25 protein-coding genes are annotated in these 24,151 nt (G+C 71.0%); 5 read left to right on the top strand and 20 right to left on the bottom strand.

Translation table 11 applies throughout. The features are described from left to right. Positions 1–63: 63 nt before the first annotated feature. The 3 genes from EXU48_RS02495 to EXU48_RS02485 all read right to left on the bottom strand — a co-directional run bounded on the left by EXU48_RS02495 (position 64) and on the right by EXU48_RS02485 (position 1,281). Positions 64–483 carry a VOC family protein gene (locus tag EXU48_RS02495; RefSeq protein WP_133105971.1) on the bottom strand — a complete coding sequence of 140 codons (420 nt, stop codon included), beginning with the start codon at positions 481–483 and terminating at the stop codon, positions 64–66. Between the two features lie 93 nt (positions 484–576). Further along, positions 577–786, bottom strand: coding sequence for a dodecin family protein (locus EXU48_RS02490; RefSeq protein ID WP_133105970.1), 210 nt, complete (start codon positions 784–786; stop codon positions 577–579). Positions 787–873: 87 nt separating this feature from the next. Further along, the gene (locus EXU48_RS02485; RefSeq protein ID WP_133105969.1) at positions 874–1,281 is read right to left on the bottom strand and encodes a VOC family protein; all 408 of its coding nucleotides are present in this window, start codon (positions 1,279–1,281) and stop codon (positions 874–876) included. Positions 1,282–1,354: 73 nt separating this feature from the next. Here EXU48_RS02485 and EXU48_RS02480 point away from each other — a divergent pair, with 73 nt between their 5' ends. Then, positions 1,355–3,400, top strand: a complete 2,046-nt coding sequence (locus EXU48_RS02480; RefSeq protein ID WP_235856794.1) for a prolyl oligopeptidase family serine peptidase — start codon at positions 1,355–1,357, stop codon at positions 3,398–3,400. A 3-nt stretch (positions 3,401–3,403) separates the two neighbouring features. Continuing rightward, on the top strand, positions 3,404–4,309 hold the full coding sequence (locus tag EXU48_RS02475) for an aminoglycoside phosphotransferase family protein (RefSeq protein ID WP_235856793.1): 906 nt from the start codon (positions 3,404–3,406) through the stop codon (positions 4,307–4,309). A 7-nt stretch (positions 4,310–4,316) separates the two neighbouring features. Here EXU48_RS02475 and EXU48_RS02470 read toward each other — a convergent pair whose 3' ends face one another. Beyond that, entirely contained in the window at positions 4,317–5,228 is a 912-nt protein-coding gene (locus EXU48_RS02470) for a sigma-70 family RNA polymerase sigma factor (protein ID WP_133105968.1), read from the bottom strand. A 110-nt stretch (positions 5,229–5,338) separates the two neighbouring features. Between EXU48_RS02470 and EXU48_RS02465 the strand changes: the two genes are divergently transcribed. After that, entirely contained in the window at positions 5,339–6,658 is a 1,320-nt protein-coding gene (locus EXU48_RS02465; RefSeq protein WP_133105967.1) for an FAD-binding oxidoreductase, read from the top strand. A 52-nt stretch (positions 6,659–6,710) separates the two neighbouring features. On the opposite strand, the gene EXU48_RS02460 is transcribed toward EXU48_RS02465, so the two are convergent. Both EXU48_RS02460 and EXU48_RS02455 read right to left on the bottom strand, forming a co-directional pair. After that, the gene (locus EXU48_RS02460) at positions 6,711–7,271 is read right to left on the bottom strand and encodes a hypothetical protein (RefSeq protein ID WP_133105966.1); all 561 of its coding nucleotides are present in this window, start codon (positions 7,269–7,271) and stop codon (positions 6,711–6,713) included. Positions 7,272–7,301: 30 nt separating this feature from the next. Beyond that, complete coding sequence (locus EXU48_RS02455) at positions 7,302–7,724, bottom strand: MmcQ/YjbR family DNA-binding protein (protein ID WP_133105965.1); 423 nt, start codon at positions 7,722–7,724, stop codon at positions 7,302–7,304. Positions 7,725–7,846: 122 nt separating this feature from the next. On the opposite strand from EXU48_RS02455, the gene EXU48_RS02450 reads away from it, so the two are divergent. After that, a complete protein-coding gene (locus EXU48_RS02450) occupies positions 7,847–8,431 on the top strand; it encodes a TIGR03086 family metal-binding protein (RefSeq protein ID WP_207947586.1) in 585 nt (194 codons plus the stop codon). A gap of 29 nt (positions 8,432–8,460) precedes the next feature. Here EXU48_RS02450 and EXU48_RS02445 read toward each other — a convergent pair whose 3' ends face one another. The 4 genes from EXU48_RS02445 to EXU48_RS02430 form a co-directional block, all read right to left on the bottom strand. Beyond that, a complete protein-coding gene (locus EXU48_RS02445; RefSeq protein WP_133105964.1) occupies positions 8,461–9,129 on the bottom strand; it encodes a pyridoxine/pyridoxamine 5'-phosphate oxidase in 669 nt (222 codons plus the stop codon). Further along, complete coding sequence (locus EXU48_RS02440) at positions 9,126–9,695, bottom strand: TetR/AcrR family transcriptional regulator (RefSeq protein ID WP_165962658.1); 570 nt, start codon at positions 9,693–9,695, stop codon at positions 9,126–9,128. The genes EXU48_RS02445 and EXU48_RS02440 overlap by 4 nt, the downstream gene beginning before the upstream one ends. 38 nt (positions 9,696–9,733) lie before the next feature. Further along, positions 9,734–10,264, bottom strand: a complete 531-nt coding sequence (locus EXU48_RS02435) for a DUF1269 domain-containing protein (RefSeq protein ID WP_133105962.1) — start codon at positions 10,262–10,264, stop codon at positions 9,734–9,736. Positions 10,265–10,375: 111 nt separating this feature from the next. After that, positions 10,376–11,140 carry an NAD(P)H-dependent oxidoreductase gene (locus EXU48_RS02430; protein WP_133105961.1) on the bottom strand — a complete coding sequence of 255 codons (765 nt, stop codon included), beginning with the start codon at positions 11,138–11,140 and terminating at the stop codon, positions 10,376–10,378. A 94-nt stretch (positions 11,141–11,234) separates the two neighbouring features. Between EXU48_RS02430 and EXU48_RS02425 the strand changes: the two genes are divergently transcribed. Then, entirely contained in the window at positions 11,235–12,227 is a 993-nt protein-coding gene (locus tag EXU48_RS02425; RefSeq protein WP_133105960.1) for a GlxA family transcriptional regulator, read from the top strand. Positions 12,228–12,340: 113 nt separating this feature from the next. Here EXU48_RS02425 and EXU48_RS02420 read toward each other — a convergent pair whose 3' ends face one another. From EXU48_RS02420 to EXU48_RS02375, 10 genes are all read right to left on the bottom strand, one after another. Next, a complete protein-coding gene (locus tag EXU48_RS02420) occupies positions 12,341–13,927 on the bottom strand; it encodes a glucoamylase family protein (protein WP_133105959.1) in 1,587 nt (528 codons plus the stop codon). Then, complete coding sequence (locus EXU48_RS02415; protein ID WP_133105958.1) at positions 13,924–15,144, bottom strand: glycoside hydrolase family 1 protein; 1,221 nt, start codon at positions 15,142–15,144, stop codon at positions 13,924–13,926. Before EXU48_RS02415 ends, EXU48_RS02420 begins: the two co-directional genes overlap by 4 nt. A 36-nt stretch (positions 15,145–15,180) precedes the next feature. After that, positions 15,181–16,881: an ABC transporter ATP-binding protein gene (locus EXU48_RS02410; protein WP_133105957.1), complete on the bottom strand. Its 1,701-nt coding sequence runs from the start codon at positions 16,879–16,881 to the stop codon at positions 15,181–15,183. Then, a complete protein-coding gene (locus EXU48_RS02405; protein WP_133105956.1) occupies positions 16,878–17,861 on the bottom strand; it encodes an ABC transporter permease in 984 nt (327 codons plus the stop codon). Before EXU48_RS02405 ends, EXU48_RS02410 begins: the two co-directional genes overlap by 4 nt. Continuing rightward, positions 17,858–18,838, bottom strand: coding sequence for an ABC transporter permease (locus EXU48_RS02400; RefSeq protein ID WP_133105955.1), 981 nt, complete (start codon positions 18,836–18,838; stop codon positions 17,858–17,860). The genes EXU48_RS02405 and EXU48_RS02400 overlap by 4 nt, the downstream gene beginning before the upstream one ends. Positions 18,839–18,842: 4 nt before the next feature. Continuing rightward, entirely contained in the window at positions 18,843–20,519 is a 1,677-nt protein-coding gene (locus EXU48_RS02395) for an ABC transporter substrate-binding protein (protein ID WP_235856792.1), read from the bottom strand. Positions 20,520–20,692: 173 nt separating this feature from the next. Further along, the gene (locus tag EXU48_RS02390) at positions 20,693–21,805 is read right to left on the bottom strand and encodes a LacI family DNA-binding transcriptional regulator (protein WP_133105954.1); all 1,113 of its coding nucleotides are present in this window, start codon (positions 21,803–21,805) and stop codon (positions 20,693–20,695) included. Between the two features lie 95 nt (positions 21,806–21,900). Further along, positions 21,901–22,551 carry a DUF4282 domain-containing protein gene (locus tag EXU48_RS02385; RefSeq protein WP_133105953.1) on the bottom strand — a complete coding sequence of 217 codons (651 nt, stop codon included), beginning with the start codon at positions 22,549–22,551 and terminating at the stop codon, positions 21,901–21,903. Between the two features lie 143 nt (positions 22,552–22,694). Further along, positions 22,695–23,111, bottom strand: coding sequence for a heat shock protein transcriptional repressor HspR (locus EXU48_RS02380; RefSeq protein WP_133105952.1), 417 nt, complete (start codon positions 23,109–23,111; stop codon positions 22,695–22,697). 6 nt (positions 23,112–23,117) lie between these two features. Continuing rightward, a complete protein-coding gene (locus tag EXU48_RS02375; RefSeq protein WP_133105951.1) occupies positions 23,118–24,131 on the bottom strand; it encodes a DnaJ C-terminal domain-containing protein in 1,014 nt (337 codons plus the stop codon). Positions 24,132–24,151 lie beyond the last annotated feature (20 nt).

The following is a 24,151-nucleotide window of genomic DNA, read 5'->3' as shown; positions in this document are numbered from 1 at the left end:
CAGTCACGTCCGCCGCAAGCGATCGCGATCGGCGGTCGGATCCGCTCCGGTTTCCCGCCGAGACTACGGACGGTCGCCGAGCACGCAGAACTCGTTGCCCTCGGGATCGGCGAGCACCACCCACGGGACGTCCTTCTGACCGATGTCCACCCGGGTCGCGCCGAGCCCGATCAGGCGCTCCACCTCCGCGTCCCGCGAGCCCGGTGCCATGCCCGACACGATGCCCGGCGCCATGCCCGGCGCCAGGTCCAGATGCAGACGGTTCTTGACCGTCTTCTCGTCGGTACTCCGACCGAACAGGAGCCCGGGACCGGCGACCGGGTGGTGCGGCATCGTCGGCGAGCGGTCGAGAGCGTGCGGCACCAGGAACACCTCGTCCTCGGACTCGTGGACGATCGTCCAGTCGAGCACCTCGGCCCACCACCGCGACAGCGACGCCGGGTCGAAACAGTCCACCACCACGCTGTGCCAGCGAACAGCCATCGAGTACCCACCCCTCCCACAGGCCGCGCGTCCGGCGACGAGCAGGTCACCTGTCCGGCATGGCCCGGCCCCGCGCCGCCGTCGGGCAGCTGATCAGTCCTCGAGGACGAAGGTGACCTCGAGCACGACCTGCCATGAGGTCACCACACCGTCGGTGAGTTCGACCTTCTGGTCCTTGACCCAGGCGCCGGAGACGTTGCGCAGGGTCTTCGCGGAACGCTCCACGCCCGCCTTCACGGCGTCCTCGAAACTGGTGTCCGAGCGTGCGGTGATCGTGGTGACCCGAGCGACAGATGCGGCCATGTTCGTCCTCCTCGTTGAAGTCGATCCGCTGCCGATGCAGCCCTGCCATGGTGGCCCCGGCCATGGGCCGCCGCAACAGCGCCGGGCTCAGCGGACCAGGTGCGCCCACGGGTCGGGGCGTTCGAGGTCGCCGCGGAGCACGCAGAACTCGTTGCCCTCCGGGTCGGCGAGCGTGACCCAGCCCTTGCCGTCGGCGACCCGACGGTCGGCCACCACCGTGGCGCCGAGGTCGAGCAGCCTGGCGACCTCCTCATCACGGGTGAGATCGGCCGGGGCGAGGTCGAAGTGCAGGCGGTTCTTCACGCTCTTGCCCTCGGGCACCTCGATGAACAGGATCCTGGTTCGACCGTCGGGCGAGACGATCAGGCACTCCTCGTCGCCGACCTGGTCCGGGTCCTGCGGATCCCCGGCGTAGCCGAGGACCTGGGCCCACCACGCGGCCTGGGCGTAGGCATTGCGGGCGTCGACGCTGGTGTGGGACAGGCGAGAGGTCATGGCGACCACGATGCTGGACCCGCTCCCCGCCGTCGAGGGTTTTGCCGGGTTAGGGTTCTTGACACCACCGACGATGGAAGGAACGCGCGTGAGCCACGAGGACCCGTACGCCTGGCTGGAGGACGTCGAGGGCGAGCAGCAGCTGGACTGGGTTCGCGCCCGCAACTCCGAACAGGCCGCCACCCTGGCCGGCACGCCCGAGTTCGCCGCCATGAAGGCCCGCACGCTCGGGATCCTCGACTCCGAGGAGAAGATCCCGGACGTGTCCAAGATCGGGGACTTCTACTACAACTTCTGGAAGGACGCCGACCACGAGCGCGGCCTGTGGCGCCGCACCACGCTCGAGTCCTACCGCACCGTCGAGCCGGCCTGGGAGACGGTCCTGGACCTGGATGCCCTCAACGAGGCCGAGGGTGAGAACTGGGTCTGGCACGGCGCGAGCGTGCTGCGCGGCGACGAGGAGTACCGGCTCGCGATCGTCGACCTGTCCCGCGGCGGCGCGGACGCCGACGTCTCCCGCGAGTTCGACCTGCACACCAAGTCGTTCGTCGACGGCGGGTTCTTCCGCCCCGAGTCCAAGGGCGGGACGTCCTGGATCGACGCGGACACCCTGTTCGTGTTCACCGACTTCGGCGAGGGCACGATGACGCCGTCGGGTTACCCGCGGATCGCCAAGCGCTGGCACCGCGGCACCCCGCTCGAGGCGGCCGAGACCGTGTACGAGGGCACGGAACAGGACATGTACATCGCCGCGTACCACGACTCCACGCCCGGGTACGAGCGGGACTTCGTGAGTCGTTCCATCGCGTTCTACAACCACGAGCTCTACCTGCTCGGCGCCGACGACGAGCTCACGAAGCTCGACGTGCCGAACTCCGCGGAGCCGGACGTCAAGCGGGAGTGGCTCACCGTCGAACTGCGCGAGGAGTGGGCCCCGGCGGACGTCACCTACCCGGCCGGCGCCCTGCTGGCGATCCGGCTCGAGGAGTTCCTCGCCGGTTCACGTGACCTGCAGGTGCTCTACACCCCGACCGAGACGAGTTCGCTCGCCTCGGCCACGTGGACCCGTTCGCACCTGGTCCTGAACATCCTCGAGGACGTCAAGAACCGCCTCGAGGTGCTGACCCCGACGGCGGAGGGCACGTTCGCGCGGTCGGCGTTCGTGGGTGCACCGAAGGTGGGCACGGTCGCCGTCGGTGCCGTCGACGCCCGGCTCTCGGACGCCGTCTGGCTGTACGCGACGGACTTCCTGTCCCCCACCACCCTCTCGATCGCGGAGATCGGTTCGGCGCCGGAGCCGCTGAAGTCGATGCCGGTCTTCTTCAACGCCGCCGGCCTCGTCGCCGAACAGCACTTCGTCATCTCCGACGACGGCACCCGGGTGCCGTACTTCCTCGTCCACCGCGAGGACCTCGCCTTCGACGGCACCGCACCCACCCTGCTGTACGGGTACGGCGGGTTCGAGATCTCGCTGACCCCCACCTACTCGGGGGTCCTCGGCAGCGCGTGGCTGGAGCAGGGTGGGGTGTACGCCCTCGCGAACATCCGCGGCGGCGGTGAGTACGGCCCGCGCTGGCACCAGTTGGCGCTGAAGGAGAACCGGCACCGCGCCTACGAGGATATGGCGGCGGTGGCCAAGGACGTCGTGGAGCGGGGCATCACCTCCAGTGCGCACCTGGGCGTGCAGGGGGGTTCGAACGGTGGCCTGCTCACCGGGAACATGCTCACCCAGTACCCGGACCTGTTCGGGGCGGTGGTGATCCAGGTGCCGCTGCTGGACATGAAGCGCTACTCGCACCTGCTCGCAGGTGCGTCCTGGATGGCCGAGTACGGCGACCCGGACGACCCGGAGCAGTGGGAGTACATCCAGGCCTTCTCCCCCTATCACCTCTTCGACGCCGGCGCCGACTACCCGCCGGTGCTGTTCACGACGTCCACCCGCGACGACCGGGTGCACCCCGGGCACGCGCGGAAGATGGCGGCCCAGATGATCGCGGCCGGCAAGGACGTGACCTACTACGAGAACATCGAGGGCGGCCACGGCGGTGCGGCCACCAACGATCAGGCCGCCCACATGACCTCGCTCGCGTACCGGTTCCTCGCCGAGCGCCTCACCTGAGCCGTGCCGGACCCCGACGGCGTCGCCGCAGCTGCGGAGTCCCTGCGGTCGATGCCGCGGTTCTGGCACGCCGAGGCACCGCTGGTGCAGTGGCTCGACGAGTTGCCGGAACAGGTCGCCCGGGCGTGCCGGGCGTGGGGTCTGGAGCCGGACGGCGGTGCTCGCCACGGGTCGAACGCGCTCGCCGTGCCGGTGCGCCGGGAGGGCGAACGACTGATCCTGCGGCTCGGCCCGCCGGGTGACGACGTGGCCGCCGAGGTCAGGGCGCTGACGTTCTGGGACGGGCGCGGCATGGTCCGCCTGTTCGACGCGGACGTGCCGCGCCGGGTCACTCTGCTGGAGCGGCTCACCGGCGACTCGCTGGAGACCGTGCCGCTGGACGAGGCGGCCACCGTGATGGGCGACCTCATGCGCCGGCTCGCCGTCCCGGCGCCGCCGGACGTGCCGGGCACCGACGAGATCGCACGGCGCCGGGCCGGCGAGCTCCCCGGCGAGTGGGACCGACTCGGGCGAGTCGTCGGCGAGGAGTTCCTGCGCGCGGCGCTCGCCGCGGCCGAGGTATGTGGGCAGACCACGGCGAGCACTGCCGTCGACGGTGACCTGCACGGTGCGCAGGTGCACCGGGCCACCCGGGAGCCGTGGCTCGTGTTCGACCCGGTGCTGCTGCGCGGGGACGCCTGCTACGACCTGGCCCGGGTGCTCTGGACGCGCGTGGACGAGATGGACGACGCAGCCGCGATGCACCGGCACGCCGACCGGGTCATCGCCGCGGCCGGGCTGGAGGCCGAACGCGCGCACGCGTGGATCACGTACCGGTCGTTCGACTACCTGCTCTGGGGCCTAGCGCACGGGCTCACCGAGGACCCACCGCGGTGCGTCCGGCTGCTGGAGGCGTTCGCACCGGTGTGAGCCCCGTTCAGACGACCGTCCGAAGGCCTGCCAGCCGTTCGACGTCAGCGAGGACATCCAGGGTGGCGATCCGGTCGTCGGCGAACGTGATCAGGTAGACCGCGTGCACCGTGCCGTCGGCGACATAGGCGGCCGCCGGGATGCCGTCGACGAACACGAGGCGGGTGAGCTCGGCGCGTCCGGCGAAGACCCGCGCCACCGCGTCGACCCCACGGACGTGGCCGGCGAGGAGCGGGGCTCCGTGGTCGGCGCCTGCGGCGGCGAGCTCCACCGCCGCGCCGTCGCTGCGCAGTTCGATCTCCGGGTCGAGGAGCTGTAGGAGCCTGCCGAAGTCACCGTGCCTGGCCGCATCGAGGAACGCACCGATCGCAGCCTCCTGGCGCTCGCGGACGCTGCCGACGTCAACGGCTCGCAGCCGGGCCCGGGCGCGGGACGCGAGTTGGCGGGCGGCAGCGGGGGTGCGTTCGACGATAGGGGCGATGTCGTCGAAGGACAGCGCGAAGACGTCATGCAGGACGAGAGCGAGGCGTTCGAGCGGTCCGAGGCGGTCCAGCACGACCTGCATCGCCAGACCGAGATCATCGATACGAATGAGGCTCTCAGATGGGTCGCCTCCGGCAGGCGTTCGGACCGATCGTTCGGCCTCCGGGGTGGCACCACCGTCCAGATCCTCGCGCCGGCTCGCCTGCTGCCGGATCGTGTCGATGCAGACCCGGGAGATGACCGTGGTCAGCCAGGCTTCGAGGTTCTTGATGGTGGCGATGTCGGTGCGCTGCAGCCGCAGCCACGCCTCCTGGACCGCGTCGTCGGCGCCCCAGGGCGAACCCAGGGCGCGGTGGGCGATCGCGTACAGCTTCGGGCGATGGGTGACGAACTGCTGCGCCACGTCGTCGAGTGTGCCGGACGGTTGGACTGCCATGGGCCCCCTTCGTGCGAGCGTTCGTCACATTTCGGCCGGCTCGTCCGACTCATGGATGAGACGGACGTTCCCGTCGGTCTCCCCCGCCTCACCGATGTGAAGGAGTCCCTGTGACCATTCTCCCGCAGACCACCATCGACGACGTTCGCGCGAACGTCCGCGGGCGCGTCTGGCTGCCCGCCGATGCCGGCTTCGACGCGGTGCACCGCCCCTGGAACCGCGCCATCGAACAGCGCGTGCGCGCCGTCGTGGAGGTCGCCGATGCCGCAGATGTCGCCCACCTCGTGCGATTCGCCCAGGCGAGGAACGTCCCGATCGCCACCCAGCCCAGCGGCCACGGCGCGACCGGACGCGCGAGCGGCGCCATCCTGCTGCGCACCGCCGGCCTGAACGCCATCGCTATCGACCCGCTCCGCATGACGGCGAGGATCGGCGCCGGTGTGCGTTCGGGTGAACTGCAACGCGCTACCGCCACGCACGGCCTCACCGCCCTCCCGGGCAGTTCCCCCGCCGTCACGGTGACCGGCGCCGCGCTCGGCGGTGGCCTGAGCTGGTTCGGACGAGCGTTCGGGTGGATGGCCGACAGCATCCTCGCCGTCGAGATCGTCGCGGCCGACGGCACGACCCACCGCGTCACGCCCGCTACCGACCCCGACCTGTTCTGGGCCCTGCGGGGCGGAGGAGGCGACCTCGCCATCGTCACCGCTCTCGAGTTGCAGCTGCGCCCGGCGCCCAGCGTCTTCGGCGGCCGCCAGCTCTGGCCCGCCACCCACGCGCGCCAGGTCGCGGAGGTCTTCCGGTCGGTGACCGAAACGGCCCCCGACGCGCTCACCCTGTGGCTCGAACTGCTCAGTTTCCCCGGGGCCGAACCGCTGGTCGCGATCGACTCGACCTTCCTCGGCGACGAGGCGACCGCCCGCAGTCTCCTGCACGAGACCAGCCTGCTGCCGACTCCGCTGTCCGACACTCGAGCACCGATCAGCGTCGCCGACCTCGGCACGATCACCGCAGAACCCACCGACCCGGGCCCCGGTGCCTCGCGCGGCGAACTCCTCACCCACCTCGACGACAACGCCCTGGCGGCGCTGCTGGACGAGGAGATCGCACCGTTGATGACGCTGCAGATCCGCCACCTCGGCGGCGCGCTGGCCCAGCCCAGCGACAGCCCGCACGGGGCGCTCACCGAACCGTACGCCGTCTACATGTTCGGGGTTCCGGCAACCACTCGGGTGGCGCAGTCGATCGCAGGAAGGCAGGCAGCGCTCGCCGGCGCCCTGCCGACCAGCGGGCGCAAGCCGATCACGTTCCTGAACCCGGGCGAACGCCTGTCCGACGCGCTGCCGGGTTCGTCCATGCGACGGCTTCGTCAGCTCAAAGCCGAACGCGACCCGAACCGCATCATCCGGGGCAACTTCGGCATCCTGGACTGATCGGCAGGCGAACTCTTCCCCGCCGTCTGGAGGCGTTCGCCCGGGCGACCGGTCAGCGTTCGAGACCGAGCCCCTCCAGGCGGTCCAACCACGCGTCGGCGGTGGCACCGTCGAACGGCGGGGTCTGGGCGCGCACGTGGTGCTCGAGGTCGAGCGCGAGTTCCTCCAGGTGGGTGACGATCTCGGGCGGGTAGCCGTATCGCTGCCGGTGCTCGGCCCACTCGTCACGGTCGTCGACCCAGGTGCCGCGGGGTCCCTCGACCCGGACGACGTCGAGGTCCATGTCGATGCCCGCGGCCAGCAACGGGTCATCCGTCCAGCGCACGTCCCAGCCGAGGTCGATGTAGATACGCACCCCGCGCAGATGGTCGCGGTTGACCGTGAGGGCGTGGTCCCCGGCCGGTTCGCCCGTGGGCAGGAGCGCGACGTTCGGCGTCTCCGCGAAGAACTCGGCGCCGGGACGCACACTGTGCCAACCAGTCGGCTGGCCGATCCAGTCGCCCCACTCGTCGGCACCCAGGTAGACGCACTCGTGGCGCCAGTGCAGCGCGCCGTCCCACTTGCGCCACTGGAGGATCATCGGGGTGCCGGGTTCCGGCCGCTGCTGGCTCACGAACGCCCATTCTGCCCGCCGACTCGGACCTCACCGGCCGGAGGGTTCCGCCGCCGAGCGGTCTCGCGCCCAGTTCAGCGACCGCCGCGTATTGGCCGGCAGCGCGGAGACCACGGTGTCATAGGAGTCCTCGATCAGCCCGGCCACGAGGCCACGATCCGCGTCCGGCCCGAGCGCGACGCTGATCCAGTGCTTCTTGTTCATGTGCCAGGCCGGGAGCACGAAGTCGTGGGTGCCGATCAGCAGCGGTACCTCGACCGGGTCGGCCTTGAGGTTGACGAGCAGGTGCTCGCTGACGTGGGGGACGCCCGTGATAAGCGCGAACATCTTGCCGTGCACGCGCAACACGTCCGAGTCCGGGCCGAAGGGGTGGTCGAGCGTGGCGGACGGCAACTCCAGACACACGCTGTGGCACCACTCGGCGGCCTGCGCCCACGCGCCGGTCCTGGTCATCGAACCATGGTGCCAGCCACGTGCGACAGTCCTCGCCCCGGCTGCGGTCGGTGCCGGACCGATGACTTCCCGTGCCCGGCGTGGTCGGTACCGGTGCGATGACCCCGAGCCAGGAGAGCCCGATGATCGACCTCACCCCGAGCACCACCCGCGTGGCCGCACTGATCCCGGCCGTGCGCGAGGAGCACCTCGACGCGCCCACACCGATGGGCGCGCCCGTGGTGCAACTCCTGAACCACCTCCTCGGCCTGACCGTGGCGTTCCGAGACGCGGCCGCGAAGATCGAAGGACCCACCACGTCGACCCCGCCCGCCCCGGTCCTGGACCCCCTGCCCGACGGTTGGCGCGAGACCCTCACCATCCGGCTCGGCCAGCTCGCCGGAGCCTGGCAGGACCCGGCCGCCTGGGACGGGATGACCATGGCCGGTTCGGTCCGGTTCCCGGCGCAGGCATGCGGGCTGGTCGCGCTCGACGAGGTGCTGCTGCACGGCTGGGACCTCGCCCGCGCCACCGGCCAGGACTACCGGCCCACCGACACCGAGGCGGAGGCGGTGCTGCCGATCGTCACCCCGGACCCGGATCCGGAGGTCGCAGCCGCCGAGCGCGAGGGCATGTTCGGCCCGCCGGTTCCCGTCGCGGCGGACGCCCCACCCTTCGACCGCGTGCTCGGGTTCGCCGGGCGCGATCCGGCGTGGTCCCCGGCCTGACCCCCTCAGCCCGGCGGCGCGCTGCACGGTCACGGCCAGACCAGACCCCTGGTCCAGGTGTCGGTGTCGCGCCGGAACCGCAGCCGGATCTGGCCCGCGTCGGGCGTTGCCGTCCAGAACTCGACGGTGTGCGGACGGAGGGCATACGCCCTCCACTCGGGTGCCACCAGGTCCGGGTTCGCCTCTACCCGCGCGAGCGACGCCGCGTAGGCGTCCCAGTACTCCTGCCGCGAGTCGAGTGGTTCGCTCTGTCGACCGACCAGTGCGGCGGCCCTGGAGCCAGGCGGACGGGCCCGGAAGTCCGCGGCACCGGTGGGCTCACCGAGATCACTCACCGTGCCGGCGAGTCGGACCTGTCTCCCGAGGGCCGGCCAGAACGACGTCATCGCGGCATTCGGGTTCTGGGCGAGTGCGACGGCCTTGGGGCTGTGCGAGCCGGTGGCGAAGTGCCAGCCGCGCTCGTCCAGGTCCTTGAGGATGAGCGTCCGAGCGGTCACGACTCCGGCGGCGTCCGCGGTGGCGAGGTTCATCGCGTGCGGCGCCGGGGACCCTGCCTCGACGGCGTCGCGGAGCCAGGCCAGGAACAGGTCGGCCGGGTCCGCCGGGGCGTCCTCGGGGTCGAACGGCGGCAGTTGGTCGCGTTCGAAGCTGGGCAGGCCGCGCAGCCAGGTGCGCAACTCGGTCGGGTCGGCGCTCACGCGGTCTCCTCGGGGGCCGGCGCGAGCATGGACACGAAGCCGCGCACGGCCCGCTGCATCGCGGTCGGGTCGGCGAGCGCCCGCGCGAGCACGTACCCGCCCTGCACGATGGCCAGGGCGGCGTACGCGCGATCGGACGCTGCGCCGTCGGGCACTCCTGCCTCGACGAAGACTTCGGTGAGGCACTCGACCAGGCCGGAGAAATAGGACCCGACCTGGGCGGCCAGTTCGGCGTCGGACATCACGGTCTGGTCGCTGGTGAGCCGGCCGATGCGGCACCCGTTGGCCGTGTCCCGGGGCCGTTCGAGGTAGGCGCGCAGCCGGTCCAGCGCCGGCCGGTCGCCGCCGAGCTCGCCGGTCGCGGCAGCCAGCGAGTCGGCGACCGTGGCCGAGACCGCGGCCAGGGCGAGGTCGTGCTTGGCCGGGAAGTGGTGATAGAGGCTGCCCTGGCCGACGCCGCTGGCCGCGAGGACCTGGCGGGGACTGGTCGCGCCGACGCCCTGGCTCGCATAGAGGTCGCGGGCGGCGGCCACGAGCCGTTCGCGACTCTCGTTCGTGGTGGACACGACGTCACCATACCTACCTCTAGGTATGGTGACAAGACTCAGCCCTTGGCGTCGTTGGCGTCCTTCTCGATGGCCGCCTGTTCGGCCTTCAGCTCCTTCTTCTCGATCTTCTCGGCCCGCTTGAGCGCCCGCTCGACCTTGCCCTCCAGGTCCGACACGGCGACGACGACGAGCCCGGCCTGACCCTCGTCGAGGGCCTCCCCCAGCTCCTTGAGATCGCTACGGCTCATCCCGGCCGCGGCGTGCCCGGCCACGGCTCCGAGCACCGCCCCGCCGCCGGCCGTGGCGGCGAGCAGGCCGCCGCCGACGGCCGCGAACGGGAACAGGGCCACGACCAGGCCGGTCGCGAGGCCCACACCGGCGCCGAAGACTCCGCCGACACGGGTGGGCGTCTCGTGCTTCTTCGCGATCTTGACCTTGCCGGAGGACGTGCGCTCGATGACCGCGGCGTCGTAGGCGTCGATGAGCCCCACCTCGGTGTGGAGTTCCTTGATGGCGGCGTAGTCCGACTCCGCATCGTCGACGCTGCCGTACACCCCGACGTAGGCGAAGAATGTGTCCAACGACATGGCGTGCCCTCCCTTGATTGACGTGTATTCGACAGTACGCACGGACGCCTCGCCCGCCAACGGGCCCGGGCACCATTCACCCGATTCGGATGAAACCGCTCGAACGACCCGTCAGTGACGGTGCACGCTCAGCCCGGTCCGGCCGGGGGCGAGTTCCGGCCGGAGCGCGAGGTCGCGGTCGTAGTCCTCGGGCCCCTGGAGCCGGAACGGGATCGGCTCGGCCGTCGCCAGCTCGCCGAGCCGGGTCCGCAGGAGCTCGACCGCGGCGGCATGGTCCGCCTCGCCGTACGCCGACGTGCCGTGGATCGCGACGGGCGGCAGCGCGGAGATCCCCGCGTACCAGAGGGTGCCGTGCAGCAGTGGGAAGAGCACCTCGTCGAGGTCGCCGTGGATGCCGCGCGGCCCGAACGGCCCGGCCCCCGCACCCGTGGTCACGACCACGAGCGCCCGCTTGCCGGCCAGGTTGCCGCGGCCGTAGCGCATCGTGTGCCCGGGCCGGTCCGGGTCGGGCATGTCGTAGGCGTAGCCGCGCACGAAGACCCGGTCGAACCAGCCCTTCAGGATCGCGGGCATGCCGAACCACCAGAGCGGGAACTGCAGCACGATCGCGTCCGCCCGTGCGATCTTCTCGTGCTCGGCGAGGATGTCCGGGCTGAGCCCACCACGCGCGTAGGCCTCCCCGGACGCCTCCAGCACCGACCCCCGCGCCACCTCCGGGTAGTCGTCGGCGTCGAGGACCGCCTTCCACTTCATCGCGTACAGATCGTCGACCTCCACGGCATGGCCGGCGGCCCGCAGGGTGGCGAAGCCGTCGGCGTGCAGCGCACCCGCGAGCGAGCGTTGTTCGGGATGGGCGAGTACCCACAGCACGTTCATCTGGTCGGTCCCTTTCGTCGTGGACCATCCACGGTGCCGGTTCGCCGGCGGACCCACCAGTGACCTTTTGGACGAGGTGCGCAAGAATCGGGCCATGCCTGCTCCTGCTCTCCACCGGGTCGCCGTGCTCGTCCGGGACGGCGTGCTCCCGATGGAGCTCGGCCTCGTGCACCAGGTGTTCGCCGAAGCCAAGACCCCCGACGGCGAGCCGCTCTACGACGTCCGCACGGTGGCGCCGGTGCCCGGCGAGGTCCGCACCGACGCCGACTTCCCGATCACGGTGGCCCACGGCCCGGCCGCACTCGCCTGGGCCGACACGGTGATCGTGCCGGCCTCCCACGCGTCTGACGAGACGGACAGCACCGGCCGTCTCGGGCCGGAGCTGGCGTCCGCGATGGCCCGGATCCGTCCCGGTACCCGGATCGCCTCGATCTGCACGGGCTCGTTCGTGCTCGCCGCGGCCGGCCTGCTGGACGGGCGCAAGGCCACCACGCACTGGAAGTCCGCGGCGCAGTTCCGGGCCTGGTTCCCGGCCGTGGACCTGGACCCGAACGTGCTCTACGTGGACAGCGGGGACGTGCTCACGTCCGCGGGTGAGGCGTCCGGACTGGACCTGTGCCTGCACCTGGTCCGCCGCGACCACGGCGTCGCGGTCGCGAACGCCGCCGCCCGGCACCTCGTGGTCCCACCACACCGCGACGGCGGCCAGGCCCAGTTCATCGAGCGGCCGGTCCCGGTCGGGCCCCGTTCCGTCACGAGCGGCGCGCGGGACTGGGCATTGGCCCACCTGGCCCAGCCGCTTCCGCTGCCCGAGCTCGCCGAGCGCTCGGCCGTGAGTGTGCGCACCCTGACCCGGGCGTTCCGGGCCGAGTTCGGCCTTTCCCCCGGCCAATGGGTGACCCGGCAGCGCCTCGAGCACGCCCGGCACCTGCTCGAACACAGCGACCTGCCGGTCGACCGGATCGCCGGCGCCGCCGGGTTCGGCACCGCCACGTCGCTGCGCGCCCACCTGCAGGCGAGCCTCGGGGTCTCCCCGAGCGCCTACCGACGCACGTTCCGCGGAAGCGAGCCCGGCCTGCCGGCCTGACCTCCGCCGTCGGGCTCGCGCCCGACCCAGCCACAGCAGCCGCGCTGTCGCGAGCGCGACATCGTTGGCCTCAACGTCGCGCGAGGGACCAACAATGTCGCACCCGACGAAGCTCAGAACACGCCGGAGGAGAACTCCTCCATCTCGATCAGGGGCTGCAGCACCTGCCGTACCTCGCCGCGGGCGAAGTGTCGGTGCAGCGAGTCGTGACCGAGCACGTTGCCGAGCGCGCCCAGGATCATGCCCTGGTCGAGCGAGAGGTACCGCTCGGCGGCCGTCCCGCTCACGGCCACGGAGTCGAAGAACCCCCCGGGCCCGTAGGCACCGAGCTCATCCTCGATGCCGGCGAGGTTGTCGACCGCCTCCCGCGGTGCGTACGGGATCGCGAGGAAGGCCGCGTGCGGAGTGACCACACCGTCGCCGAACTCCGGCTCGGGGTTGGTGGCCTCCCGGCAGTCACCGAAGCCGAGGTCCACGTCGGTGCCCTCGACGTCGGAGAAGTACCCGTCCGACTGCATGCCGATGGCGTCCACGCCGTAGGCGTTGTACCCGCCGAACGGGTTCGACGCGGGTGAGAAGCCCCAGTACCCGTAGTCGGCCTCGTCCAGCCCGTGCCGGATGTGGGCCTGCACGGCGAGCGGGTGGTTCGCGCCCCAGCTGTCCGGGGCCCACCGCGACTCGGGGACGAACAGATCCGGCATCAGCTCCTCGAACATCGACCCGCCCCAGGTGGGCACCATGTGCAGGTCCTCGTAGGCGAATGTGCCCTCGTAGACGTCGATGCCGAGGTAGGTGCGGGTGGTCCCGATCGGTTGCTGCTCCGGCCAGGACCAGTCACAGGAGTCCGGGAACGTGCGCCACAGCGAGTAGTAGGCCTCGGCCGGGATCTGCCCGAGGGCGATGCCCACGTACACGGCGATCCGGGTCTCGGAGTTCAGCAGGTCGTAATGGTGACAGGTGTAGTACAGCGGCTCCCCCTGCGGGTCGCCGTAGTTGCCCGCGACGTTGCACTGCTCCGGCGGTGGCTGCTCCACCCAGAACCCGCCCCGGTTCCAGCCGGGCAGCTCCCCGCCGCGCGCGTCCGGGTTGTGGAAGAACCCGAAGTCCATGCCGTCGAGGAGGTCCTGCGCCTGGTGCCGCAGCCGCGGCTCGGCGTTACGGACCACCATCAGGGCGGCGGCGAACCACCCGTTGTCCACCGTGGACACGAACGGGTTGATCACCTCACCGCTGCCGGGGAACTCGATGAGCTTGGCGCCGGTGGCCTCGTCGTACCAGTTGTAGAACATGCCGCTGGGCTCGTGGCGCTCCATCCCGGCGAGCGTCCCCAGGGTCAGGGCCATCCGCTGCCGCGCCTCGGTCCGGGAGATCAGGCCCATGTCCCGGGCGGCCACGGTACTCCACAGGTAGGCGCCGATGTTCGTCGGCGAGGTGTACCCGGATCGGGTCGCCGGGTCGAGGTCGCCCTCGATGTTGTCCGCCGGCAGGCCGGTGGTCTCGTCGGTCATGGCCACGAACGACGTCCACGTGTCCGCGGCCCAGCGGCGCAGTTCCTCGCGGTCCGCGCGGGTCAGGTCACGGTCGAGGCCCGACGGCGCGGTCCCGGCCGGTCCCTCCGGTCCGGTCGGCAGGGGTGCTGCGGCCGCCGGCGCGGCCGCGAGGAGCACGCCGGTGACGGCGGCGACAAGTCGCTTTCTCATGCGTTCTCTCCCATCTGGTTACCGAGCTTGAGGATGTTGGTGCGGGCCACCTCCCCCAGCCAGGCGGCGCTCGGCTTCGGGGTGCGCTCGAAGGTCTCGCGGTCCACCCCGATCAGTCCGAACGTGGGCCGATAGCCGCTGGCCCACTCGAAGTTGTCGAGGGCGCTCCAGTGCAGGTAGCCCCAGACGTCCACGCCATCGGCGATGGCGGCGTGCAGCCCGGCGAGGGCGCCGGCGGTGTAGTCGATGCGACGGGCGTCGTCCGCGGTCGCGATCCCGTTCTCGGTGACGAACACCGGAACGCCGCCGGTGAGCTCCCAGGCGGAGCGAACCCCGATCTCCAGCGCGGGCGGGTAGTACTCCCACCCGGTCAGGGTGGTCTCGACGCCGTCGGGCACCTGCCGGGGCCCGTCCGGCCCGATGATGGTGCGGGTGTAGGCCTGCACGCCCACCCAGTCGTCTCCGCGGACGGCCTCCAGGTACCAGTCGTCGCGCTGGTGGCCGTAGGCGCGGGCGACCTCCTCGCAGCCCGGCTCGGGCTGGAACGCCTGGGTGGCCACGGTCCATCCGGACGCGACCGAGGTGTGCTCGGCGAGGACCTCACGCGAGGCCCGGTGGCAGGCGAGCAGCGTGTCCGCGACCGCGAGGTCCGGTGCCGGCAGCCCGTAGGCGACCAGGTTCGCCGGGTCCTCGCCGCCGGCGATCATGGCCGCGATGTTCGGCTCGTTGATCGTGCACACCCACGGGACGCCGTCGGCCACGATCGGCAGCGCGAGTTCGGTGAACCGGCGGAACCGGTCCACGGCCCGATCGGCCCGCCAGCCGCCCTCGTCCGCGAACCAGCGCGGCACCGTGAAGTGCATCAGGGTGACCATCGGGGTCAGCCCGGCCTCGTGGCAGGCCTCGACCATCCGTCGGTAGTGGGCGATCTCGGCGCGGGAGACGAACCCCGGCTCGGGTTCGATCCGGCTCCACTCGATCGAGAAGCGGTAGGTGTCCAGGCCGAGTTCGGCGAGTAGCGCGATGTCCTCGCGGTAGCGGTGGTAGGAGTCGCAGGCGTCGCCACTCGGTTCGGTGATCGAGGTGCCCGGGGCGTGTTCACGCGGCCACCAGTCGTTGTTGAGGTTGTTGCCCTCGATCTGGTGGGCGGCCGTGGCCGCGCCCCAGCGGAACCCGTCCGGAAACGTCAGCGCCTGGGTGCCGGTTGCTGCGGTCATGTTCTGGTCCTCCAGGATCGGGGATTTCGGAGCGGGTCAGTCGGCGGCGCGACCGGGCTGGGGCACCGCGTCGAGGAGTTCGACGGTGTAGTCGTCCTCGGGGAACCGCAGCACCTGGGCGGTCTCGCCACGCTCGACGACGCGGCCACGGTTCAGCACCAGGATCTTGTCCGTGACCACCCGCGCGCTGAGCAGGTCGTGGGTGATGAACAGCAGGCTGACGCCCCACTGCTCACGCAGGTCCTCGATGAGGGCGAGGACGCCGGCCCGCAGCGACACGTCCAGCATCGAGACCGGCTCGTCGGCGATGATCACCTGCGGGTCGCAGGCGAGCGCCCGCGCGATCACGACGCGCTGCCGCTGCCCGCCGGAGAGCTGGTGCGGCAGCTTCGCCGCGAACTGTTCCACCGGCGTCAGGCCGACGATCTCGAGCAGCTCCAGCATCCGCCGTCGGGCCTCGCGTCCGCGCAGCCCGCCGAAGTTCACGACCGGCCGCATCAGCGTGTATTCCACGGAGTGCAGCGGGTTCAACGCCGAGTACGGGTCCTGGAAGACCATCTGCACGTCGCGACGCAGCCGTCGCAACCCGGCCCGGCGCAGGGACCCGACGTCGGTGTCGCCGAGCCGGACGGTGCCCGCGGTCGGCCTCTCCACGCCGGTGATCAGCTTCGCGATCGTCGATTTCCCGGACCCGCTCGCCCCGACCAGGGCGAGGGCGTCGCCCGGCTCGATCGTGAACGAGACGTCGTCGACGGCGGTCACCGGGTCCTCGCCGCGGCGCGGCGGCGGGTAGACCTTGCTGACGCCGTCGAGCACCACGGCCGCACGGGTCCGCCCGGTGCGGGTGCCGGCCCGGCCCGACGGCGCCGCGTCCGTCGCAGGCTCGGCCGGCGGTTCGCCGGTGGTGCTGATCTGCGAACCGGCGACGCGCAGCCCGGGCAGTTCGACCACCTCGGCGCGCGGATCCGCGTAGTGGGACAACAGCATCCTGGTGTAGTCGTCCTGCGGATCCGTGAGGATCCGGGCGGACGGGCCGTCCTCGACGATGACCCCGTCGTGCATGACGAGCACCCTGGCCGTCGACTCCAGAACCACGCCGAGGTCGTGACTGACCAGGATCGCGGTGAAGTTCTCCTCCCGCTGCAGCTCGATGATGGTGTCCATCACCGCCCGCTGGACGAGCACGTCCAGGGCGGTGGTGGGCTCGTCGAACACCAGCAGCCGGGGATCGAGCGACATCGCGAGCGCGATCGCGACCCGCTGCCGCATACCGCCGGAGAGCTCACCTGGGTACCGGTCGAGCACGGAGGCGGGCAGTTCCACCTTCTCCACGAGCTCGACCGCGCGTTCGCGGCGCCGGCCCCGCGGCACGTGCTCGTGCGCGGCGAAGATGTCCGCGAAGTGGTTGGCGATGGTGCGCACCGGGTTGAGGGCGTTCATCCCGGACTGCAGCACCATGGCGAAGCCGCCGCGGCGCTGGCGGCGCAGGTCCTCACCGTCGAGGTGGGCGATGTCGGTGCCGTCGAAGGCGATCCGCCCGGAGCTGATCCGGGCCGGCGCCTTCGCGAGACCGGTGAGCGCGAACCCGAGGGTCGACTTCCCCGATCCGGACTCACCGACCAGCCCCACGAACTCGCCCTGCTCGAGGCTGAACGTGGCGCCGCGCACGGCGGTGACCGGCTCCGCGCCGCGGGGTTCGTAGACGATCGAGACGTCGTCGACGTCGAGCAGCGTCATCGGCCCTTGCCCTCCCTCAGGCGCGGGTTGGACAGTCCGTCCACCCCGAAGTTGATCAGCGTCAGCGACGTGGCCAGCAACGCGATGCACAGCCCGGGCGCGAACAGCAGCACCCACTGCCCGGTGAGGATCGCGTTGGAGTTCTGCGCCCAGAACAGCATCGATCCCCAACTGACCATGGCGGTGTTGCCCAGGCCGAGGAAGGACAGGCCGGACTCGGCCAGGATCGCCGCGGTGGCCGCCCCGAAGAAGCTGCCGGTGATCAGCGACGTCATGTTCGGCAGGATCTCCCGGAACACGACCCGGAACGAGGACTCGCCGCTGAACTGCGCGGCCGTGATGAAGTCGCGGCTGCGCAGGGACTGGGTCTGCGAGCGCAGCACCCTGGCACCCCACGCCCAGCCGGTGATCACGACGACGAAGATGATCATCGACAGCCCGCCACCTTGCAGGTACGCGGCGAGCACGATCATCAGCGGCAGTCCCGGGATGACCAGGAACAGGTTCACGAAGAAGTTGATGACGTCGGCGGCGAACCCGCGGGTGTACCCCCAGGACATCCCGAGCAGCACCGCTATCAGGGTGGCCCCGAAGCCGGCCACCAGACCCACCAGCACAGACACCCGGGACCCGTAGATCAGTTGGGAGAGGACGTCCTCGCCGGCGGTCGTGGTGCCGAGCGGGTGGGCGGCGCTGCCGCCCTCGGCCCGGCCGAAGCTGTTGTCGGTCGGCGCGTACGGCGCGAGCAGCGGCGCGAAGATCGCCGTCAGCACGAACACGGCGAGCAGGATCAGCCCGACCCGCGCCTTCGGGACCGACCAGATCGTCCCGGCCGCACGGCCGAGCACGGTGAGCGGACTCGCGGCTGCCGCGACCCGCGCGACGTCCGCACCGCCGTCGGGCACCTCGTCCCGGCCCGACGGCGCCGGCTCGGTCGGTCCCGCGGTCTCGCCACGCGTGGTGGCCTGCTTCTCGGTCATCGCCTCGTCCTCGGGTCCAGGTAGCCGTAGAGCACGTCGACGATGAAGTTCGCGACCAGCACGCTGACGGTGATCATCAGGAACAGTGCCTGCATCAGCGGGAAGTCCTGGTTCGTCACGGCGTTGTAGAGCAGGTACCCGACGCCCGGGTAGGCGAACACCCGCTCCACGAGCAGGGACCCGCCGACCACGCCACCGAGGGCGAGTCCGAAGCCGGTGAGGTTCGGCAGGATCGCGTTCCGGGCCGCGTACTTCAGGGCCACGGCCCGCGGCTTGAGCCCGTTCGCCTCCGCGAAGGTGACGTAGTCGTCGCCGAGGGTGTTGATCATCGTGTTGCGCATGCCGAGGATCCATCCACCCAGGGAGGTGATCAGGATCGTCACGGCCGGCAGCACGGCGTGGTAGGCGGCGTCGGCGATGAACTCCGGGGACAGGTTCGGGGTGGCGCGCGGGGAGTACGCGCCCGATGTCGGGAACCACTGCAGCACGTAGCCGAGGAAGAACAGCAGCAGCAGTGCGGTCCAGAAGTACGGGAACGCCGACGTGAACGTGCCCGTCAGGGTCGGCAGCGAGTCCAGGAACGTGCCCCGCTTCCAGGCGGCGAGGACCCCGAGCAGGGTGCCGAGGACGAACGCCACGATCGTGACCACCCCGACCATCACCAGCGTCCACGGGAGTGCGGTGAGCACCAGTTCGGAGACCGACTGCGGAAAGAAGGTGTACGAGATGCCGAAGTCCAGGGTCAGCACGTTGCCGAGGTAGGCGACGTACTGGTCCCAGATGTTGCCGGTCGGCACCCCGAGCTGGGCCTCGATCGCGGCCCGGGTGGCCGGGCTCACCGGACCGTTCTGCGCGAGCTTGGCGATCGCGGCGTCGGTGGGTGAGCCGGGCATCATCCGGGGCAGGAAGAAGTTCAGCGTCACCGCGGCCCACAGGGTCAGCAGCAGCAGACCGATCTTGCGGAGCAGGTAGCGCATCGGGTCAGTCCGCGACCTCGACGTTCGTCAGCACCAGCAGCGGGTTCGCGTCCCAGGTCGCCGGCGAGGCGTACGGATCGTCCGCGCTCGGCCAGCCGGTGAAGTTCGCCTCGGAGAACAGGCCCCACAGGCCGCCGTAGAACATCGGGATGACCGGAGCCTGTTCGAAGACGACGGTCTGCAGCTCGTGCGCGATCTCCATCTGCCGGCCCTCGTCCAGGGTGACCCGGAGTTCGGCGAGCAGGGCGTCGGTCTCCGGGTCGGAGTACCGCTGGAAGTTCGCCGTGGTCGTGGTGCCGACGGGCTGGAGGAACTCGCTCGAGAGGAGCCGGTTGAAGTCCTCGTAGATCGACCCGGTCCCGCCGAAGGACCCCATCGAGAGCTGGAAGTTCCCGTTCTGGAGTTCCTGTTGGTACGCGGCGGGCTGGGGTTGGTTGAGGGTGACGGTGATGCCGACCTCGGCGAGCTGGCTCTGGACCTCGGTGGCACCGCGCAACCAGTCGGTCCAGCCGTTCGGGGTGGTCAGGGTCAGGGCCACGGCCGTTCCTGCGGAGTCCACGAGCTGGTCGCCGGACATCGTGTAGCCGGCCGCCTCGAAGTGGGTGAGGGCGGCATCCACGTCCTGGCTGACGGCTCCGCCGTCGGGCAGGTCCGGGTTGAGCCAGGCCTCCTGGTTCGGCAGCAGCAGGCCGGACATCCCGGCCGCCTCCACGTAGCCCTCCTCGGCGACGTCGGCGATACGGTCCCGGTCCAGGGCGGCCGAGAGGCCGAGCCGGAACTCCGGGTTGTCGAACGGGGCCATGGTCAGGTTCGGGAACATGGCGATGGTGCCGCCCGGCGGGAACCAGAAGGTGTTGCCCTCGGCCGCGCTGACCCAGGTGTTCTCGACGTCGGACATGAACGAGTACGCCCAGTCGTAGCCGTTGTTCACGATGTCCAGCTGGGTGTTCGAGGCGGGCAGGATCAGTTCCTCCGCGGCCACGTTCTCCACCTGCCAGTAGTCCTCGTTGCGGTCGAGGGTGTACTCGTTCGGGGTGAACTCACCGAGCATGTACGGTCCGGTGCCGACCGGGTCCTCGTTCGTGTAAGTGGTGGGGTCCTCGACGTCGGCCCACAGGTGCTCGGGCACGATGATCGTCTTCTGGATGATCGCGGCGGCGGGCACGTTGTCCCCGGTGAGGTGGACGATCACGTCCTGTCCGTCCACCTCGATGGAGTCGATCAGCGCCCAGACTCCGTTCGTGTCCAGGGCCGGGAACTCCTTGAGCAGGTCGAACGTGAAGGTCACGTCCTCGGGGGTGAACTCCTCGCCGTCGGTCCAGACCACGTCCTCACGGATCGTGAAGACCACCGTGGCCGGGTCCGGCTGCTCCTTCGCGCTGGCCAGGAACGGCGTCTCGGTGCCGTCGAGGGTGTTGGTGACGAACAGCGGCTCGTAGATCAGCGTGCTGGTCTGCCGTTTGCCCGGCGAGTACGGGTTGAAGTTGCGGTCGAACGTCGGCGAGCCGTTGTCCGCGGCGAGCAGCATCGACGTGCCATCTCCGCCGCCGCCGTCGTTGTTGCCGTCGTCGGTCGGCACGTCCACGGTGCAGGCGCTCGTGGCCAGCAGTGCGGCCACCCCGAGGGCCGATCCGAACAGTCCCCAGCGGGACCCGCGTCGGCGTTGCATGGTGGTCTCCATTCGTGTCTTCATCGTCACGTGGCGGGAGGGCACCCAGCCGCCAGTTTCGACTGTATGCGCATACATTTCGGTGCGCAACCCGAGGCGCCCGCTCGACCCGCCCACCGCCGTCGAGAGTGCTGAAGTGGTCGCCACTACAGCACTCTCGAGGGCTGGGCGGAGGTGCTGTCCGGTCAGGGCGTTGAGGTGGCGTGCGCGCCGCAGCTGTCCCGGAGCAGCACCTCGACGCCGAGCACGCGCGTGCTCGGCTCGGTCATCGGTTCGGCGAGCCGCCGCAGCAACTGGGCCACCGCGAGGCGGCCCAGCTCGACCATGGGCTGGCGCACAGTGCTCAGCCGGGGTGTCGAGACGTTGCTTGCCTCGATCCCGTCGAACCCGGTCACGGCCAGGTCCTGCGGCACCCGCACTCCGGCGGCCGTGAGTTCGTCGAGGATGCCGAGCGCACTCTGGTCATTCGCGCAGACGAGCCCGTCGATGCCCTCGAGACGTCGCTCGGCCAGGAGCAGCCGACCCGTCTCGCGGCCACCGACCCGGGTGAAGTCGCTGCGGGCGATCGGGCGTTCGGGGACGCCGAGGCCGGCCAGCAGCATGGCCTCGGTGAAGCCCTCGAACCGGACCTGGGCGTCCGGCGAGTCCTCGGGTCCGCCCACGAACTCGAGCCGGGTCAGCCGGTGTTCGGTGATCAGGTGGTCGGTGAGCGCGACCATGCCGCCGTGGTTGTTCGCGGTCACGTGGTCGTAGACGTCGCCGTCGCGCGGTCCGGCGACCATGACCACCGGGATCCGGCGGGAGATGTGGGCGAGCTGGTCCGGGTCGATCGCGCGGGCGAGCGTGACCAGGCCGTCCACCCGACCGGCGAGGCCCTCGACGACGTTGTGCGCGGCGGCACCCCGGGGGACCGCGATCATCACGGCGAACCCGTGCCGCCAGGCCTCGATCTCGGTGCCGCGGACCACCTCGGCTATGTACAGGTCACTCCCGGTGTCCTGGTGGGCGTCGGTATCCACCCGTACCCGGACCGGCGGCCCGGCTCCGAGGCGGCGCGCGTCGATGCGGTCGACGTCGTCGAAGCTGGGAAAGCACACCCCGACGGTGCCGGTGCGCCGGGCCGCGAGGCCGCGGGCACTGCCCGAGGGCACGTAGCCCAGGTCCCGGACCACCTGCCCGACGCGTTCCCTGGTGGACTCGCGCACCGCGTCGGGGTTACGGAAGTAGCGCGAGACGGTCGCGATGGACACGCCCGCCATCTCGGCAACGTCGTAGACCGTCGGGGTCTTCTCGACCATCGGGCACCATCACCCCCTTGAGCCAGGACACGGGCACCGCAGCCATTCGACGATAGCGCGGTGCCCGTGTCCGCCGTGCCCGACGGCACGTCGACTCAGGCGCGCTCAGCCAGTTTCGAGGTGTTCTGGGCGGTCTTGATCGTCGCGACCGCGAACTCCAGGCCCACCCGCACCAGGAGCAGGGTGATGAACCCGGGGATCCAGCCGAACAGCAGCGTGAGCACGCCGAGCATCGCTCCGGCACCGCCGTCGTCGTCGTAGAAACCGCCGTAGGGGTCGAAGTTGAAGGCTGACACCACGGCGCCGAGCCAGCCGAGCGCGACGAAGACGATCGCGACGATGAACAGGACCTTCGCGAACCGGAGCGTGACGTAGTGGGAGAAGGTCAGGTCGAACAGCGACCCGAAGAATCCGGGGTCGCGCTGCTGCGGTGCGCCCCATTGGGCCGCGGCCCCGGCCGGGGCATTGCCGTAGACCTGGCCCTGGCCGTAGGCCTGCCCCTGGCCCTGGTACTGCCCATAAGAAGTCGGCTGCCCGCTCGGAGCACCCTGCGGTGCGAACTGCTGACCGCTCTGGCCCGGCTGGGCGGGCGGCTGCTGCGCGGGCGGCTGCTGGGCAGGCTGCCCATAAGGCGGCTGGATCGGCTGGTTGTGCTGGGGCGGTGAGCCGGACGGCGACTGCTGCTGTTCGGCCTGACCCGGCTGTTCGTCGGGCTGATCGAATCCGCTCGGTGGCTGCTGCGACATCTCAGTTCCCCTTCGGCTCGCCCGACCCTGGCGGATCGGAGGCATCAGGCCCCACGCTAGCGACGTGCCGGCCGGGCCGCCGCTCGGAGGGGATTCCCACGCCCGGCCACCCGGGCGTGAACCGAGGTCGAGGCCCGCCTCGCTCAGCGGCGCGGCGGCTGCCAGACCACGAGGGCACCCGCAGAGGAGCGCACCCGGCGCAGCCGGGTCCCGAGCGGCACGGCGACCACGTCGCCGCCGGGGCTGGCGTGGAACACCCGCCGGCCGCCTCCGAGGAGTTGGCTGAGACGGTCGACCTCACCCTCGAGCCGCTCGTTCTCGGCGGCCAGCTCGAGGATCCGCTTGATGCCGGCGAGGTTGATGCCCTCCTCCTGGGACAGGCGCTGCACCTCGCGGAGCACGTCGACGTCACGCTGGGAGTACCGGCGGCCCCGCCCGCTCGTGCGGCGCGGGACCACCAGGCCCAGTCGGTCGTACTGACGCAACGTCTGCGGGTGCATCCCTGCGGCCTCGGCCGCTATCGAGATCGCCAGCACCGGTGCGTCGTACGTCGCGGCCATGACCGATCAACTCCTGGCTGCTGCGGCGAGCCCGGCCCTCGGGTCGGTACCGTCGCTGGCCGCCTCGAACTGCTCGAGCGCGGCGCGGGCGTCCTTGTTGAGGTTGCGCGGGACGGCGACCTCGAGGGTGACGATCAGGTCCCCGGTGCCGCTCTTCGTGGCCACACCCTTGCCCTTGGCGCGCAGTCGCGCGCCGGACTGGGTGCCCGCCGGGACCTTCAGCTTCACGGTGGACCCGTCCAGCGTGGGCACCGAGATGGTGGCCCCGTTGACGGCCTCCGGGAACGTGATCGGCACCGTGATGGTCAGGTTGCGGCCGTTGATGCCGAACACCGGGTGTGGTTCGACGCGCACGGTCACGACCAGGTCGCCGGGGCTGCCACCGTTGATGGAGGCCTGCCCCTTGCCGGGCAGCCGGATCTTCTGACCGTCGGTCACGCCGGCCGGGATCCGCACGTTCATCGACCGACCACCCTCGATGGTCAGGGACACCGTGGCGCCCTGCACCGCCGTGCGGAACGGCAGCGAAGCGGACGTGGTGATGTCCCCGCCCTTCTGCGGCGCCCGGAAGCCAGCACCCCCGCCGCCCGGCATTCCGCCGCCGAACAGGCCTCCGAGGATGTCTTCGAAGCCGCCGCCGGGCATGCCGCCGTCCGTTGTCGAGTACCGCACCCGAGTGCCGCCGCCGGCACCGGCGCCGCCGCCGCTGAACATCCCGCCGAAGAGGTCCTCGAAGCCACCGGTGCCCGGGCCCCCGGCGCCGGAGGCGAACCGGGGTCCGCCTCCGGCCATGGCCCGCAGCGCGTCGTACTGCTTGCGCTGCTCGGCGTCGGAGAGCACACCGTACGCCTCGCCGATCTCCTTGAACTTCGCCTCAGCCTTGGCGTCACCCGGATTCTGGTCCGGGTGCCAGGTGCGGGCGAGCTTGCGGTAGGCCTTCTTGATCTCGGCGGCGTCGGCGTCCTTGGACACGCCGAGCATCGTGTAGAAGTCCTTCTCGAGCCAGTCCTGTCCGGTCATGCCTCACCTCCTCGATCGTG

Source organism: Occultella glacieicola (genome assembly GCF_004353825.1).
Classification (GTDB): Bacteria; Actinomycetota; Actinomycetes; order Actinomycetales; family Beutenbergiaceae; genus Occultella; species Occultella glacieicola.
The sequence above is the reverse complement of the archived record's forward strand: the minus strand, read 5'-3'. Positions and strand labels throughout refer to the sequence as shown.

Coding starts and splice junctions, on each gene's coding strand:
- EXU48_RS02495 (WP_133105971.1), bottom strand. CDS start 483: ATGGCTGTTCGCTGGCACAGCGTGGTGGTGGACTGTTTCGACCCGGCG.
- EXU48_RS02490 (WP_133105970.1), bottom strand. CDS start 786: ATGGCCGCATCTGTCGCTCGGGTCACCACGATCACCGCACGCTCGGAC.
- EXU48_RS02485 (WP_133105969.1), bottom strand. CDS start 1,281: ATGACCTCTCGCCTGTCCCACACCAGCGTCGACGCCCGCAATGCCTAC.
- EXU48_RS02480 (WP_235856794.1), top strand. CDS start 1,355: ATGGAAGGAACGCGCGTGAGCCACGAGGACCCGTACGCCTGGCTGGAG.
- EXU48_RS02470 (WP_133105968.1), bottom strand. CDS start 5,228: ATGGCAGTCCAACCGTCCGGCACACTCGACGACGTGGCGCAGCAGTTC.
- EXU48_RS02455 (WP_133105965.1), bottom strand. CDS start 7,724: ATGACCAGGACCGGCGCGTGGGCGCAGGCCGCCGAGTGGTGCCACAGC.
- EXU48_RS02450 (WP_207947586.1), top strand. CDS start 7,847: ATGATCGACCTCACCCCGAGCACCACCCGCGTGGCCGCACTGATCCCG.
- EXU48_RS02435 (WP_133105962.1), bottom strand. CDS start 10,264: ATGTCGTTGGACACATTCTTCGCCTACGTCGGGGTGTACGGCAGCGTC.
- EXU48_RS02430 (WP_133105961.1), bottom strand. CDS start 11,140: ATGAACGTGCTGTGGGTACTCGCCCATCCCGAACAACGCTCGCTCGCG.
- EXU48_RS02425 (WP_133105960.1), top strand. CDS start 11,235: ATGCCTGCTCCTGCTCTCCACCGGGTCGCCGTGCTCGTCCGGGACGGC.
- EXU48_RS02420 (WP_133105959.1), bottom strand. CDS start 13,927: ATGAGAAAGCGACTTGTCGCCGCCGTCACCGGCGTGCTCCTCGCGGCC.
- EXU48_RS02415 (WP_133105958.1), bottom strand. CDS start 15,144: ATGACCGCAGCAACCGGCACCCAGGCGCTGACGTTTCCGGACGGGTTC.
- EXU48_RS02410 (WP_133105957.1), bottom strand. CDS start 16,881: ATGACGCTGCTCGACGTCGACGACGTCTCGATCGTCTACGAACCCCGC.
- EXU48_RS02405 (WP_133105956.1), bottom strand. CDS start 17,861: ATGACCGAGAAGCAGGCCACCACGCGTGGCGAGACCGCGGGACCGACC.
- EXU48_RS02400 (WP_133105955.1), bottom strand. CDS start 18,838: ATGCGCTACCTGCTCCGCAAGATCGGTCTGCTGCTGCTGACCCTGTGG.
- EXU48_RS02395 (WP_235856792.1), bottom strand. CDS start 20,519: ATGGAGACCACCATGCAACGCCGACGCGGGTCCCGCTGGGGACTGTTC.
- EXU48_RS02390 (WP_133105954.1), bottom strand. CDS start 21,805: ATGGTCGAGAAGACCCCGACGGTCTACGACGTTGCCGAGATGGCGGGC.
- EXU48_RS02385 (WP_133105953.1), bottom strand. CDS start 22,551: ATGTCGCAGCAGCCACCGAGCGGATTCGATCAGCCCGACGAACAGCCG.
- EXU48_RS02380 (WP_133105952.1), bottom strand. CDS start 23,111: ATGGCCGCGACGTACGACGCACCGGTGCTGGCGATCTCGATAGCGGCC.
- EXU48_RS02375 (WP_133105951.1), bottom strand. CDS start 24,131: ATGACCGGACAGGACTGGCTCGAGAAGGACTTCTACACGATGCTCGGC.